Below are 15,419 nucleotides of genomic sequence, written 5' to 3'. Positions count from 1 at the left end.
GGGGGATAATCCATGAACACAAAAATTAAAACAAGAAAAAGGGTACCATTTAAAAAGCAAATCGCACAAACGGATTGCGCAATCACATGTTTATCCATGATATTAGCTTACTATAAAAGTTATGTCAGTTTTCATGAACTGCAGGAAAGACTCGGAAGTGGGAGAGATGGTGTTTCGCTTTTAGCACTATCAAATACAGCCGCTAGTATCGAATTTGAAACAGAAGTGCTTAAAACTAATGAGATAAGGAGTATAACCGCACCGGTCATCGCTTATTGGAATAACTACCACTATGTTGTCCTAGAGAGAATAAAGAAAAACAAATATTATGTACTTGACCCTGCCGTTGGAAGATCTGTTTATTCCAAGGAGGAGTTCCATCTACATTTTTCGAACTATTATTTGACTCTTGAACCTAGTTGCAAATTCGAACGGGTAAAACAAAAAAATGTATGGTTACCCTACCTAAAAATAACATTAGAAAAACCAAGATTGCTTCTTTCCATTTTGTTATGGTCTATGTTCATTCAATTAATGACAATCGCCATGCCTGTAATTTCCAAATTTGCAATCGACGAAGTCGTATTGCCGGGAAATTATGGTATTCTTCCTGTTTTCTTTATTAGTGTTATTGGTTTAGTTATATTTCAAGGGATATTATCCTTTCTTCGTGGTCGTTTTTTAGCTAATTTAATGGTACACCTAGACTGGAGATTCATGGGTAGATTTTTTAAACACTTGATTCATTTACCTTTTCAATACTTTCAGACAAGGTCATTTGGAGACATAGTCTACCGAGTAAATTCTCATGTAATGATTCGTGAACTTTTTTCTCAACAGACCATTATGAGTTTATTAGATTCTACTATAGTTCTGATTATCCTAGTGTATATGGCTATGAATTCGCTGTGGCTAGCAGGATGGGTTATGCTGTTTGGATTGTTAAATGTCCTGTTACTGACTTCAACACAAAATAAATTAAAGAAACGTGCGGAAGAAGAGTTATCTGAACAATCGGAGTTCCAAGGTGTTCAAGTTGAAACCATTTACGGTATCTTCGGAATTAAGATGGCGGGTGTAGAAAATAAAATCTATCAACAATGGGAACAACTATTTAAAAATGCATTATCTGCTTTTAAGAAGAAGGAGTATTTTTCCAATAATATAAATGCGTATATGACTAGTTTAGAACTAGCTGCTCCACTTGTTATTTTAGGCTTATCATTGCACCAAGTACAAGTTGGAAACATCACAGTTGGTACAATGGTAGCGTTTTTCTCGTTAACTGGTATCTTTTTTGGATCTGTATCATCTCTAATTGAAACAGCTAAAAGTATGTTCATGATGAATACGTATTTACAAAGGATGAATGATGTATTGGAAGCCCCAGCAGATGAACAATCGGTACATACGAGATGCCCCAAGTACTTACGTGGAGATATCAAACTAGACAGGGTAAGCTTTTCCTATACTAAATATAGTGAACCTGCACTTAAAGATATTTCTTTAAAGATTAAGGCTGGGCAAAAGGTAGCTATAGTTGGCCCATCAGGGTCTGGTAAGAGTACATTAGCACGAATGTTACTTGGATTATATGATCCTAATAGTGGTAACATTCTCTACGATGATATTAATTTAAAGCAATTGGATAAACAGTGGTTACGCCGAAATATTGGGGTTGTTCCGCAAGATGCAACACTATTTAATAAATCAATTCTTCATAATATATCTGTGTATGATGATAGTCCTTCCATGGAAAATGTTGTTAACGCAGCCAAAGTCGCGCAAATACATGATGAAATTATGCAAATGCCGTTGGGGTATCATACCCCTGTATCAGAAATGTCCATGAATATCTCCGGCGGACAGAAACAGAGGATTATGTTAGCACGAGCAATTTTACAAAAACCTTCTATTTTATTATTGGATGAAGCCACTAGTTCATTGGATAACCTTAATGAAAAGGGGATTGATAAACATTTAAATGAAATGAGATGCACACGAGTTGTTATTGCTCATCGTCTAAGTACTATTAAGGATGCTGATTTCATTATTGTACTAAAAGATGGGAAAATTGAAGAAAACGGAAAACATGAAGAATTGATGAAACTTAATGGTTATTATAGAAGCCTATATGGTCAAAATGTAGAGTATGCAAATATATAAAGTAAGTATTTTAAGGAGGACATATGGACAGTTTAGCCAATGAGATAAAGTCAAAAAGCACAGAACTAAACAATCAAAACTTCGATTTTCTTAAGCCGATGTTACAAAACAAACGATTTATTTTTCTGGGTGAAAGCAGCCATTGTGTCAAGCAGTATAGTGTTACAAAAGTTAACCTGATTAAATACCTCCATGAGGAACTGGGATTCAATATAATAGCTTTTGAGAGTGAAATGGGAGACTGTTCCACCGGCGACTATCGATCACCAAAAATAGATGCAAAGAGGTTTATGAAAGGATCTGTCGGCCGTGCCTGGCATAATGAATCTAATCTTGAACTATTTCGGTATATTAAATCCAAAGAACATTCTAGTTCATTACATTTCACGGGTGTAGATGTTCAGCAAAGTAAAGAAAAGCATTTTTCAGCCTTCTTACAAAACCATTTACCAAGTCCCTTAAAAGAAAGGTACGTTGAATGGGATGAACATGTTACGGAAATGTTATTTAAAGAGGGTATCATACAGCGCCTGCGGTTACGTCAAGAGGCGAAAAAATTAGAAAACATGGGTAGGGAACTGATACGTCAGATAAAAACACAGAACTTTCCCAATGAACTTTTAGCTAAAATTATTGGTCAAACACTCGATAATCGATTAACCTATTTTAAGGCATCGATGGAAAAGGGGTTTTCAAAACTGTTTAAGCTTAGGGACGAATTGATGGCGAAGAACCTTGAGTTTTTAGCAAAAGAAATTTATCCGAATGAGAAATTTATTATTTGGGCTCACAATATGCACATAAAAAAAGAAAGTAGCGTCAGTCGTTTTTCACCTTATCGATCTTTTGTTGAAAACTTACCCGATTCGATGAAACAGGATAGCTTTGTCATCGGTCTATACGCGAAAGAAGGAAAAATGAAAGATTACATAGGAAGAGAGTATTCAATTAAAAAAGTTAATACAAAACATTTGGAATGGATTCTTAGTCACTCTCCACACCAAAATTGCTTTATTTCTTGTTCACTCGATTGGGCACAACAAAAATGGAAAGCTTATGAAGGAGGGGGCATGCCAGTATCTTTTATTCCTTCCAAACAATATGATGGCATATTATATTTTAAACATATAAACCCTGCTTAATTTACTTTTTTAATATCCAACTCTAGTGTTCACCAACATTTTAAAGTATTAATTGAATAGTCAATTATTCGGAACAAAAAAATACCGTGTCCACTGGATGCAGTGTCCAAAGGGGTCCCTTTATGGTGAAAATAAGATAATGGTAGTTACACAAACGGGCGCGCGCGACAAGTTCCGCTATAAACGCCTTCAAGCTTGAAATGCGAGGAATGATTAAGAATTCCAACTTTACAACGGAGGATGGGAATGACGGAACCAAGTTTCTGAAAACCATCCCGTCAATACATCCTGCATGCGCCAGAACTGACAGGTCCCGGATGACGTAGTGGTGTAAAGTAGAAATACGCCCTCTGAAATACGCTATACCGAACCATGGCGGTATCCAGCTCACGGACTTACAGGAGGCACCCTACGTCTGGTATTGATAGCAATAAAGGTAGAAAATGATCAAACTTTTTTATAAAAATTGTACCTCATTTCACAAAGAGAGAATCCATTTTTGATCAATCTTTTTTTCAAAATGGATTTATCTTGATTACAGTTATACGGGTTTGTAATGTCTTTCTGATCAAACTTTATTTTAAAGCTACATTTTGTTGTAGGTTTAAAATAAAGTCGCGACGTTTGTAAAAAAGATGCGATGTTTAAAATAAAGTCGCGACGTTTATAAAAAAGTTGCGATGTTTTACCCCTTTGGATATGATTGTCTAAAGGGGTGTTTTTGTGGCGAAAAGGAAAAGAACATCTAAAGTCGATAAATGGATTAAAGAAGGTAGAGGAACTGGATGTGGGGCAGATTATCAGCCATGGCTAAAAATTCAGGATGTTTCCTCACTAGGTCGGTCAACGAGATTAAAAGGTATAAAGACCAGTAGACAACATGAGTTTTTATCGGATTTAGAACGAAATTACTTTTATTTGACTGAATTTTCCGATGTTGTATTAGATATTCATGAACAGTATCCTTTATTACCACAAGAAGAGACGATTGTCATTGCGGAAGAGCTTGGAATTAAACATCCAGCTGATCCAAAAACAGGCGATCCAATTGTTATGACAACGGACTTTTTATTAACAGTTGATAAGGGACAAGGTGTATTTGAAGTCGCTCATACTATCAAAATGAAAGATAAGCTACTAGAAGAACGTGTATTAGAGAAATTCGAAATTGAACGGGAATACTGGGATCGTAAAGAATTAGTTGGGGTATTGTAACAGAGGAAGAAATTGATAAGACCATGGCTAGAAATATTAGTTATATCCATGATTATTTTGATATTCGGAGCTATGATGTATACCGGGAAATGGCTAACCAACAAATTGACGATTTATCAATGTCTCTTATGAATCGTCTATTTAATAATTCACGAGGTATTCGAGAAATTGCTAGTGAGTTTGATGCAGATACACACTTGCCTTTTGGAAGTGGTGTTACGTTGTTTTATCATTTGCTTGCTAAAAAAATCATGGTTACAGATATGTACAAGCCAATTGATTTAGAGCAGCCAATTTTTAGTTCGGTAAATGAAAGGAATAATAATGTGAAAAAACGTTTACCATTATTTCTTGTAATCATTGGACACATCCTCCTTGAAATTCATTGTATAAATTTAACTTAGATGTGTCCATGAAACTATACTAGCTCCACCTTTCAATAATAAATCAAACGTTTGTTTCAATATAAACTCAATACAAATTCGAGATTGGATCCAATAGCGTAAAGGGTTCCGTTTATGGGTGCATATTCATTAGGTTTTACCTTCTTCTAAGACGAAATTGACAATTAAATTGACAGCTTCTTTTCACTACGACAACAAGTATTGTACAAACAAAAAAGATTGACAGTTAATATGTCACTTTGAGTGTCAATAAGATAGATTAAGTACCAAAACCTTCCAAGTGGTGATATAAGGTTAATAAACTAACGCAGTTAATTTAAAAATAGTATGGGTATGCCTATTGACATTATAATCCATTCAATTATAATTTAAGTAATTAAGTAAATGCTTAAATATTAGTAAATGGAGGAAAAATGATTGTCCGTCAACGAATTATTTAAAGCTCTGTCTGATGAAAATAGAAGAAAAATATTAGACCTTTTACGGAAGGGGGATTTGACTGCTGGAGAAATTGCCGAGAATTTTGAAATAAGTAAGGCTGGAATATCTCAACACCTATCTGTTCTAAAGAATGCTGAATTAGTATTTGCCATAAAAAAGGGACAGTATGTTTATTACTCATTAAATTCAACCGTTTTTCAGGATGTTTTGAAGTGGATTGTTCAGTTTAATTCCAACAGAAAGGGAGATGAATTATGATGAAAAAAATTTGCATTAGTTTCCTTATGTTCTTATCTTTTGCAGTTAGTGTTTATTTGTTTTTCTCAAATACAGCAACAGAAGAATCAAAATTCGGGGCAACTGGAGTAATATTATTTAGTGTCCCATTCTCAATGTGTTTAGTGAACAGTAATTTAATAATTATTCCAAAACTTATATCATTTCAAAGCTCTTATACTCGATATAAAAAAGGAATCGAAAGCATTTTCTTATCAGTTACTATAATTCTGTTTATACTTCATCTTGGTTTAATTCTATTGGTAACAGGTATAGAAGTTAACCTTTTATATTTAATACCTGTTAGTGTAGGTATCGTTCTTATCACCACAGCTAATACTCTTCCAAGATTTCAACTTGATCTTAATAATACCAAGGAAAACAAAAAAAATTCTAATCAACTGTGGAATATTGTAATACGCCCATTCTCTTTACCTTTGTTTATTGGTGGTCTCATTATGTTACTTTGTGTGTTCCTTCCAAGTAATTTGATGATGATCGGTTTCTTTTTTGTTCTTTTTTGTACATTAACTACATCTTCTTATATGTCGTATAGGGAATATCAATCACATTAAATCATTTGTAAATTGTAGGGAAATCCTTTGAACAGAGATAAGATTTGCCCAGAGTGCAGTTCAAAAGAGATGAAAATGGGGGAATTCAAAGGATATGGGTCATTATTTAAGAGAAAGGCAATTATAAAAAGTTCTGAAGTTGATGCTTATTTTTGTGTAAATTGCGGTTATGTATTAGCACTAAAAGTAAGAAACCCAGAGAAGTTTTTATAATTTCTTTCTGCTTGTAGTCCAGTAAAGTGCGCTTTAATGGAATAACCCAAACAGAAAATGATCAAACTTTTTTATAAAAATTCTATGGAGCGAAATATGTTGAGAGCCTGTTTTGATCAATCTTTTTTTCAATAACAGGCTCTAGCTGTGTTGTTAAACCAGGCTTTATCAGCTCATTTTAATCAAACTTTATTCTAAACCAACAATATGATGATTCATGGTTATTTTTCCATTAAATATCGGATTGTTTGGGATGTGGTACAAAACAAAATTCCTACACTTGTTTTAATAACCGTAATCTTATGGGTTGGTGCAATGATAAGCTCTGGTATTTTACAATCAATACTTTTTGGAGTAGCAACTATTCTTAGTATAATTGCTCTTCCGGCAGTTGGACTATAATCACAACATACAGTAACAAAGGGAAGGTAGAAGGAAGAAAAGGATTAGCCAATTTGTGAAGGCTATACCATTCCTTCTCTTATTAATTGCGGTTATTATTTTGTTATATATCGGTGGTACAGATACTACAGACCTCTTAACATCTATGATAGCTGGAGCAATAGCAGTTCCAACAGCTATTTGGGCCATCCATGTCCCTTTATCATAAAATCCAGGGGAAGAGAGATTAGAATAGCAGTTAAAAATTATGCTTGAGACATTATTAATGAGTTAGGAAGCCTTAGTGAAGTAAAAAATGATCAAACTTTATTATAAAAAATTATTGTTTAATCAAACAGAAGGCCATTATTTTGATCAATCGTTCTTTCAAAATAATGGTTTTTTAATTACTGCTGGTATAAGGGTTAAAATTGGATTTTATTTAAACTTTTATTTAGCAACACTAAACACACTCAGGCTTAAGACACCTTACTTATTAAAAAATGGAAAACGATGCTTCTTGCTTTTCAAATGGATGGGAAACAGGTTATGATAAACAAATTGCCATAATAAAGTATTTTTATAAGTATAGGAAGAATGAGGTAGGTATGAATGACATCCCAAACATATAACAGAAAGACAATTGTTGCCTTACTATTGGCAGGAGCATTTATTTCAATCCTAAATCAGACGACGATGATTACAGCGATTCCTCCGATTATGAAAGAAATGCATATCAGCGCGAATACAGGCCAGTGGTTAACAACCGTTTTTATGCTCGTTAATGGTGTGATGATTCCCGTTACAGCCTTCTTAATTGAGCGCTTTACAACACGGCAGCTCTTTATCTCTGCAATGAGCATTTTTGCCTTTGGAACGTTGATTGCAGGGGTAGCGCCGAACTTCGGTGTTCTTTTACTTGGACGGATTGTGCAGTCAGCCGGTGCCGGGATTATGATGCCACTAATGCAAACTGTCTTTTTATTAATTTATCCCATTCATAAGCGTGGTGCAGCAATGGGACTGGCAGGTCTCGTTATCCAATTTGCTCCAGCTATCGGGCCTGCCCTGTCCGGTTGGCTCATCAATGCCTATTCCTGGCGTGTTATGTTCTTTGTCATTTTGCCTATTGCCCTTTTGCTTATTGGTATTGCTGTGCGTACCATGAAAAATGTTACAGAACTGACCCATCCGAAAGTCGATATCGTATCAATTATTCTATCCTCATTTGGATTCGGGGGATTGCTTTATGGCTTCACCTGTGCAGGAAATTTCGGCTGGGGAAATTTTATGACCATTCTTACCTTAACAATAGGTGTGATTACTTTGGTTCTGTTTATTGTAAGGCAGCTGCGGCTTGACCATCCGATGCTGGAATTCAGGGTATTTAAATATTTTATTTTCACACTGACGACTGGCATTGGGATGCTCGCATTTATGGGTCTCATTGGGATTGAAACATTGATCCCGCTTTATATGCAAAATATGCGGGACTTTACAGCGATGGAGTCCGGATTGGCCATTTTACCCGGGGCACTTGTCATGGGGCTGATGTCACCGATCACAGGGCGTATTTTTGATAAAATTGGCGCTAAATGGTTGGCAATTACGGGATTAACCATCATGGCTGTTACAACGCTGCCATTTGCAACCCTGACGACTTCTACTTCGTTTGCTTATCTGACTATTTATTATTCGATCCGAATGTTTGGATTGTCGATGGTGATGATGCCCGTGACAACGGCTGGATTAAATCAATTGCCAAAGCGGTTAATCGCACATGGGACAGCGATGAATAATACGATGCGCCAGGTCTCTGCTTCAATTGGAACGGCGATTATTGTGACTGTCATGACCACGACAGGAGAAGTGGCAAAGCGGGATCCTGCGATTTTAAATCCGATGATATATGGCGTGAATGTTGCCTTTATGGTGATCACTGTTCTTTCTATTGTTGCGGTTATTTTATCCTTTTTTATAAAGAAAACCTACCCACCGGAGGAAGCAGACAAATCAGTGGACGTACAGTGATTGATGACTACCGGCTTAATTACCTTAAGTCGTATCTGCAGCAAGTATCACGTAAAGATGGTGTTGAACTACTCGGATATACAAGCTGGGGAAAATAGGTCTTTTGATTCCAGTATTGAAAATATAGTTAGTTATTCTCTGAGCTGTTTCGGCAGCTCTTTTATATAATACTATCGGGTAGGTAAGTTGAAAAATGGATGTTTAATTTAAAGGCAAGATTGTTAAATTTTGCATCTATAAAATGACAAGCTTTATTCCAGTCCTACACTTAAAGCGAAGGAGGGGAAAGACGGAACCAAATTGGAATGGGAAATAGAGTGTATGCGCAAATGATTAACCTTTCCGATGAGGCTTCACCAACTCATAATAAAGCGCTGTTACCGTTAGAACGACAAGGAATACAGCAACTGAATATGGCGTCTGGTAGCCATTTTGGTGTTCTGTGACACCCATCATTGTTGACATCCACTCAGCTCCTAGCCCAGAAATCGTCCATACTAAGATATACCATATAAATGTTTTTTTGTTAATACCTAAGACATCATATAAATAAATAAAGAGATAACTAATCGGAGCAAACATGACGTAAGTAAGCAAGTCAAATAATTCATAGCCGTTCAAATCATTTGTCTTATAAAAGTCAATCAATCCTCCTCCAATTGTAAAATCAAACAGTGTTGAACATGCAAACCCCCATATAAAAAACAGCATTGTCACATCACGTGGGAATCGCTTTGGCAGTAGGAATAAAATTATACATAGGACAACAAGGACGCTTAGGATGTAGATTTCATTTTTATCAAAATGCCCCCATAAAGTCATGGAACTTCCACCTCGTTCCGGGCTAAATACTGAAATAATTGATAGGCGTAATACGTGATAAGATGCAAAATAACAAAGTAAATGATATCGTAGCCGAAATTCCATTTAAGGTAAGTGATAATATCAAAGTAGATAGAAAGTGCCCTTAATCCAAGTAGGATAATTAAAGAAACAGCGGTTGTCAATATGAATCTTAGGACGGTATTTGATCGATGAAGAAAATTTAATTGTGTAATTAATGTCATTGGAATGATAACACTTCTATTGAGTAAATATGCGGCAAACTTTATGCCCTCTTCAGTTTCTTTGATCAGCTTCAATTCTTCAATTATAATCCATGATACATTAATGGTAATAATCAATAAGAACAAGTAAACCGCTGTATTTTCGATAAGGGAAAGCTTTTTTGCCATGATGACAAATATGGCGGTAATCAGCCAAGATGCTAAAAAGAAAACTGCGAATCCCATGATAACCTCCGTTCTAATTCTTCTGCTATACCTTATTGTTATAATTTCCATGATAATTATACCTACTTTAAAAAGTACTAGCGATATTCGAAAATAAGGTAGTGGGCGCATCAATTGTAAAAGAGCCTTTTTTCTAAGGGGAGCAGACAGTTGAGCAACCGAGGAATATGGGCTCAATGATAAGGGCTTGCTCTCTGGACGATGTGGTAATTAGGGGTAATTAACCGCAATTTCCCTGCCCAACTCCCGATGATTTAACCAAGAAACATCGGCGCGAGAGCAGAAACATCGGCGCGAGCAGAGAAACATCGGCGCGAGAGCGGGAAACATCGGCGCGAGCAGAGAAACATCGGCGCGAGAGCGGGAAACATCGGCGCGAGAAGAGAAACATCGGCGCGAGAGCGAAAACATCGGCGCGAGAAGAGAAACATCGGCGTGAGAGCAGAAACATCGGCGCGAGCAGAGAAACATCGGCGCGAGAGCGGGAAACATCGGCGCGAGAGCGGGAAACATCGGCGTGAGAGCAGAAACATCGTCCCGAGCAGAGAAACATCGGCGTGAGAGCGAAAACATCGGCGCGAGAGCAGAAACATCGGCGCGAGAGCAGAAACATCGTCCCGAGCAGAGAAACATCGGCGCGAGCAGAGAAACATCGGCGTGAGAGCAGAAACATCGTCCCGAGGTCAGAAACATAGAAGTGAATATTAATTAATATGGCAAATCCCAACCCCATGTAAATAACGACTATTTTGTGGGGTAGTTGTGCAAAAAGAGAAAATGGTAATAAAATTATACTTGTGTTGTTATTCATGAGCTTGGTTGATCGTTAAAAGGATGTTATGAATATGCCGGGTGTCAGGCAGGTAAATCTTGTAAGTATAAGCCTTGCTTTATAAAATTTGTATCATTCATCTAACATACCTCCCGTTTTAGGTATATGAAATAAGGGAAACAACCCCAGTTATTTCCCTAAAAGTACGTGTTCAAAAAGGAGGATAAAAAGGACCGAGAAGTTCGAGGCAGCGTAGCTTTGAGTACCGGAACGTATGCTATTAATACGTGAGGAACGGACTTACACAGGAAGTGTTGACTTCTACGTTGCCCACAGGACGTGGGCGTTCTTAGTAGAAGTTCCCTTTTCGCTAACGAAGAAATTCGATGTGTCATTTTTACCGGACTTTTTGAACAACCCCTAAAAGTGATTAAAGTATTATTATTTTCTATCCCAAAAACGCTGCTTAGCGATTGCGGAGACAAAATCCTTGCCGAAGTTAGGATTGTTTTTGGCAAAGACAACACCGTTTAAATTATTTTCCTCTGATGGCTGAATAAAGGACTGTCCAGATGGAGCAACACCAATTGGCTTATAATGTTTATATGCAACTTTTGTGTAATACAAAATGTCCTGATTAAATTTAGCTTGATTCTTAGAGCTACCTCCAACAACAAAAAGTGAGTCAAGTAAGTACGGACTAGTTGTGAGGAATGTATAGTCGACTTCGATCGTTGTACCATCCGCCCCTGTAACCGTACCAAGCGTTTCACTTACAATATCTATAAACACTCCGCATTGCTGTAGATAGTTCAGCACATTTGTTACCTCTTGCCCGTTAAAACCATTTCCAATTAGTACACCTACTTTTTGTGTATACGCATAACTCGGTCCACTAAATATGCTAAGAGAAGGGTAACTTGTCGAAACGGGAACATTCGTCCCGCTTGGGTGGTCTACACCAACATTGTCGGCAATGATACATGCCATTTCCTTATCAACGTTGACAAGCAGATTAACAGCTTGCTGACGAACAGATTCGCTTTTACATCTCCCGAGCTGATAGCTAAGTGATTCAATCAAATGCTGCTTTTCAACTGGTGTCATACTATTCCAGAAGATTCTTGGCTGTGAAAAGTAATCTTTGAATGAGTCACTTCGGGCCCGAATTGTGCGTCCATCTACTTTCTTTGGATAATGTTTATATCCCCCTTGTTCCGGAGGTGTTGTGTACGGCGTATTGTTTGCTAGCGAATTTTCATGATACCATACCTTGTCAACATCGATTGAAAAGGTATTACCTCCTCTTCGTTGATTATTATGAAACGGACATATCGGTTTATTGATCGGTAATTCCTGATAATTCGGACCAAGACGATGATAGTGTGCAGGTAGATAAGCAGCTAATCTTCCTTGCAGGACGGGATCATTGGAAAAATCAATGCCCGGAACAACATTTCCAGGGCTAACGGCCGATTGCTCTGTTTCCGCGAAGTAATTATCCACATTTCGATTCAATGTCAACCTGCCGATAAGCTGAACAGGGACAACCTCTTCCGGCCAAAACTTTGCAGGATCGAGAGGATCAAAGTCGTATTTGAATTCATCCTCCATCGCAATCAGCTGGACACCTAATTCATATTCCGGATAAGCCCCACGGTTAATGGCATCGTGCAGATCTCGCCGGTGGTAGTCCGGATCGATGCCACCGATTTTCTGAGCCTCATCCATAAGTAGAGCATGTTCTCCAAGAACAGGTTTCCAAACAAACCTTACAAAAGTCGCTTTCTCTTCTTCATTGACAAACAGGTACGTATTAATCGACCACGATGCCATCATTCGATAGTTTTTTATAACGCCCCGATCAGACATAATCCATAGGGTCTGATGGATCGATTCCGGATTGTTGGCGACATAATCCCAAAACGTGTCGTGTGCACCGGTAGCTGTTGGCATATCATCACGTATATTATTGAAATACGCATGCATCGCATCCGGAAACTTCATCGCGTCTTGATTAATAAGCACAGGATTATTAATCGTTGTCAGATCGTAATTTCCTTCTTCTGTATAAAACTTGGCGCCCCAGCAACGCATATCCCTTGCCGTATCCTTTGATCCAGCTCTCCCTTGTACGGTGGAAAACCGGTTAAATACAGGGGTCTTTTTTCCAGCTTCCTGTAAAAATCCCGCTTTTGTAACATGTCTCATGGACTGATAACATTCAAACTCCCCATGCGCTCCGTAACCTCTTGGATGTACGACTCTTTGCGGTATCTCTTCTTTTACAAAGTGTGTCATTTTTTCAAAGTATTGGTGGTCCTCGTGCAATGTCGGGCCGCGCACACCCGCCTTTAATTGGTTTTGATCGTCTGATATTTTTCTCCCTTGATTGGTCGTCATTGGTTTTCCTGTGTTTACTTTACGATATTGATCCAGTTGCTCCTGTTTAGCATTTTTATTTACAGGCTTTTGGTTTCTTGATGACTTCTCATCCATGTATTCACCTAACCTTTATCAGTTATTTAACTCCAACTTTAATGTATGTTACTAATCCTATGAATATTCATCTATTTGTATGGAACATTTTGTTGCGAGAGGCTTCATTATAATATGAAAAAGCATGTTTAAACCTAGTGTTGAAGTATTTATGGTAATTGGGTCTAAAGTGTCGAAATGGCATGCTTGTGGTTACGATAAAGCTAAACCCCATCAAAAGGGGCTAGGCACAAGAGAGGTAATCCCTCAATGACTGACTAATGTGCATGAGGGGTTATTTTTCTCGGAAATGATAAATGCAATTAACATGCCGATGCAAACATCGGCGTAAGAGAAAAAGGACGGAAATCAAAACAGCCCCTTTTGCAGATACCGGGCTTGGAATACCATAATAGTAAGAAAAAGGATCCAAAACTATTCTTTATAGTTTTGAATCCTTTTTAAATGAAATCTTTTAGTAAATTGAATCAAAGGTCTAATTAAAAACAGCGCACTTCCAATGATAAACATCCAAATAGCATATGTTTCGGTAGAACTCCAAAGAAACAGAATGCTTCCAAGCAGGAATAACAATGCAATAAAGACATCGTTTAAGTTATAAAAAAATTCATAGCGTTCATTAATAATTACTTCGTGTTGCCCAATATCTACATCAATGTAATTGGGGTAGTTGCGTATTCTGAAGTTACTCATAATTGTCACCTCATATACTTATTCCCAACATAAATAATTTAAAAACGTCAAAATTGGTATGGCGCTAATGTAAAAAGTTTTGTTTAGATGCAGTTAACACCGGAGAACTTAAATTGTTGGACTTTTTATAATCATACATTGTTGATTATAGCAATATTGTTTGGTGTAATTGGTTATAGTAAAGAGTTTAATAATTCGTTTTCCAGGTCTTTTTAGTCTGGATTAAACTTTATACCCTTGAAGTAGATAAGCTGTTTATACCCATGATGTTGACTTTAGGTTGGTAAAGAGGGTGAAAATTGAAGGAGATGTTAAATGAAAATGCGAAATAGGTATGTTGGTATACTTATTGGTGGAATTGTCGGAGTTGGTGTTACAAGTCTTATCGTGGGTAAAATGCAATGGGGATTATTAGTCGGACTTCTTATTGGTATAAGCATTACTGAATGGAGAACAAATGGCAAGGAAAAACCAGGTGATGCTGAAACTGATAAAAAGGTTATTAATAAAATCAGGAAATTTATGCTTTCAACAATGGGTTTATCCTTCTTTCTGTTGCTAATCTATTTGGTTGTGTGTGATAAAATACTAGATCAACAATTCATTGAGGTAAGATATTTGATTTATTATGTTTTAGCAACATTCTTCATCTGTCTATTTATCGGACCTGCGATTCTAAGAAGGAAATAAACGGTAAAGTGGGGGAGATAATGTGAAATCGATCGAATTAAAGAAATTAAGAGGGAAACAAATTACTGTAACAAATAGCCTCATACTTGCATTATTAATACTATTTTTCGTTATGGTCCGTGTTTTTGGTGTTACATTTTCAGTATTTTTCTTCGTTCTTGGAGTCTTGATATTGATTCAAGCTGTTTTAGGCCTTATAAAGGGTAACTCAACGAAATCATTTATTCCTGTTTTTGAACAGGTAGCAAATTATGAGAAACAAAAGATGGGGAGAGAATGGAATAAACAGCGGAAAATGAGTTATATTTGGAATTTAATATTGAGTGGTTTTATGTTTTTGCAATATTATTTGAATCATGATTCGACAGATTATGTTTTTCAAATAGATTTTATTTTGATGCTGATAATAACCTTGATCACTATTGGATTGGTAAATATCAGTTTGCTGCTACACTTTAGGAAAGTCGATGACGCTATTTCGGAATCAGATTTTAAAGGCTATACATGGAAATCAAACCTTTTAGCTGTAGTTGTAGGTATTGCGTTCGCATTCGTAATGATAGCTATTATTATTTTGTATATACTTACAACAATCCCGGAAATATAAGAGATTAAAGCTCCCGTAGTTT

General features: G+C 36.8%; 15 protein-coding genes and 2 pseudogenes. 13 read left to right on the top strand and 4 right to left on the bottom strand.

What is annotated here, in order from left to right; all coding sequences use genetic code 11:
* The first annotated feature begins 12 nt into the window (after positions 1–12).
* From ACW2QC_RS14415 to ACW2QC_RS14375, 9 genes and pseudogenes are all read left to right on the top strand, one after another.
* Positions 13–2,166 (top strand): peptidase domain-containing ABC transporter, encoded by a 2,154-nt coding sequence (locus ACW2QC_RS14415; RefSeq protein ID WP_457544665.1) that lies wholly within the window; start codon positions 13–15, stop codon positions 2,164–2,166.
* A gap of 23 nt (positions 2,167–2,189) precedes the next feature.
* Positions 2,190–3,308, top strand: a complete 1,119-nt coding sequence (locus tag ACW2QC_RS14410) for an erythromycin esterase family protein (protein ID WP_457544664.1) — start codon at positions 2,190–2,192, stop codon at positions 3,306–3,308.
* Positions 3,309–4,031: 723 nt separating this feature from the next.
* A pseudogene (locus ACW2QC_RS14405) lies at positions 4,032–4,927 on the top strand (TnsA endonuclease N-terminal domain-containing protein).
* A 417-nt stretch (positions 4,928–5,344) separates the two neighbouring features.
* Positions 5,345–5,626, top strand: a complete 282-nt coding sequence (locus ACW2QC_RS14400; protein WP_457544663.1) for an autorepressor SdpR family transcription factor — start codon at positions 5,345–5,347, stop codon at positions 5,624–5,626.
* The gene (locus tag ACW2QC_RS14395) at positions 5,623–6,219 is read left to right on the top strand and encodes a hypothetical protein (RefSeq protein ID WP_457544662.1); all 597 of its coding nucleotides are present in this window, start codon (positions 5,623–5,625) and stop codon (positions 6,217–6,219) included. The genes ACW2QC_RS14400 and ACW2QC_RS14395 overlap by 4 nt, the downstream gene beginning before the upstream one ends.
* A gap of 420 nt (positions 6,220–6,639) precedes the next feature.
* Positions 6,640–6,834 carry a HepT-like ribonuclease domain-containing protein gene (locus ACW2QC_RS14390; protein ID WP_457544661.1) on the top strand — a complete coding sequence of 65 codons (195 nt, stop codon included), beginning with the start codon at positions 6,640–6,642 and terminating at the stop codon, positions 6,832–6,834.
* A 55-nt stretch (positions 6,835–6,889) separates the two neighbouring features.
* The gene (locus ACW2QC_RS14385; RefSeq protein ID WP_457544660.1) at positions 6,890–7,042 is read left to right on the top strand and encodes a hypothetical protein; all 153 of its coding nucleotides are present in this window, start codon (positions 6,890–6,892) and stop codon (positions 7,040–7,042) included.
* A 383-nt stretch (positions 7,043–7,425) separates the two neighbouring features.
* Positions 7,426–8,844 (top strand): MDR family MFS transporter, encoded by a 1,419-nt coding sequence (locus ACW2QC_RS14380; protein ID WP_457544659.1) that lies wholly within the window; start codon positions 7,426–7,428, stop codon positions 8,842–8,844.
* A pseudogene (locus ACW2QC_RS14375) lies at positions 8,838–8,936 on the top strand (family 1 glycosylhydrolase); the annotation flags it as partial. The gene ACW2QC_RS14380 and the pseudogene ACW2QC_RS14375, both read left to right, overlap by 7 nt.
* A gap of 241 nt (positions 8,937–9,177) precedes the next feature.
* Here ACW2QC_RS14375 and ACW2QC_RS14370 read toward each other — a convergent pair.
* Together ACW2QC_RS14370 and ACW2QC_RS14365 are read right to left on the bottom strand one after the other, a co-directional pair.
* The gene (locus tag ACW2QC_RS14370) at positions 9,178–9,666 is read right to left on the bottom strand and encodes a hypothetical protein (protein ID WP_457544658.1); all 489 of its coding nucleotides are present in this window, start codon (positions 9,664–9,666) and stop codon (positions 9,178–9,180) included.
* The gene (locus ACW2QC_RS14365; RefSeq protein WP_457544657.1) at positions 9,663–10,136 is read right to left on the bottom strand and encodes a hypothetical protein; all 474 of its coding nucleotides are present in this window, start codon (positions 10,134–10,136) and stop codon (positions 9,663–9,665) included. The genes ACW2QC_RS14370 and ACW2QC_RS14365 overlap by 4 nt, the downstream gene beginning before the upstream one ends.
* Positions 10,137–10,571: 435 nt before the next feature.
* Between ACW2QC_RS14365 and ACW2QC_RS14360 the strand changes: the two genes are divergently transcribed.
* Together ACW2QC_RS14360 and ACW2QC_RS14355 are read left to right on the top strand one after the other, a co-directional pair.
* Positions 10,572–10,697, top strand: coding sequence for a hypothetical protein (locus ACW2QC_RS14360; protein WP_457544656.1), 126 nt, complete (start codon positions 10,572–10,574; stop codon positions 10,695–10,697).
* Positions 10,694–10,831, top strand: a complete 138-nt coding sequence (locus ACW2QC_RS14355; protein WP_457544655.1) for a hypothetical protein — start codon at positions 10,694–10,696, stop codon at positions 10,829–10,831. Before ACW2QC_RS14360 ends, ACW2QC_RS14355 begins: the two co-directional genes overlap by 4 nt.
* Before the next feature lie 518 nt (positions 10,832–11,349).
* Here the strand turns inward: ACW2QC_RS14355 and ACW2QC_RS14350 are convergent.
* Both ACW2QC_RS14350 and ACW2QC_RS14345 read right to left on the bottom strand, forming a co-directional pair.
* Entirely contained in the window at positions 11,350–13,407 is a 2,058-nt protein-coding gene (locus ACW2QC_RS14350; RefSeq protein WP_457544654.1) for a catalase, read from the bottom strand.
* A gap of 414 nt (positions 13,408–13,821) precedes the next feature.
* A complete protein-coding gene (locus ACW2QC_RS14345; RefSeq protein WP_457544653.1) occupies positions 13,822–14,100 on the bottom strand; it encodes a YrhK family protein in 279 nt (92 codons plus the stop codon).
* Between the two features lie 315 nt (positions 14,101–14,415).
* Between ACW2QC_RS14345 and ACW2QC_RS14340 the strand changes: the two genes are divergently transcribed.
* Both ACW2QC_RS14340 and ACW2QC_RS14335 read left to right on the top strand, forming a co-directional pair.
* Positions 14,416–14,790 (top strand): hypothetical protein, encoded by a 375-nt coding sequence (locus ACW2QC_RS14340; protein ID WP_457544652.1) that lies wholly within the window; start codon positions 14,416–14,418, stop codon positions 14,788–14,790.
* 22 nt (positions 14,791–14,812) lie between these two features.
* Complete coding sequence (locus ACW2QC_RS14335) at positions 14,813–15,397, top strand: hypothetical protein (RefSeq protein WP_457544651.1); 585 nt, start codon at positions 14,813–14,815, stop codon at positions 15,395–15,397.
* Positions 15,398–15,419 lie beyond the last annotated feature (22 nt).

The sequence above is a fragment of the Virgibacillus sp. FSP13 genome (assembly GCF_054048505.1).
This window is presented reverse-complemented; position numbering and strand designations above follow the sequence as displayed.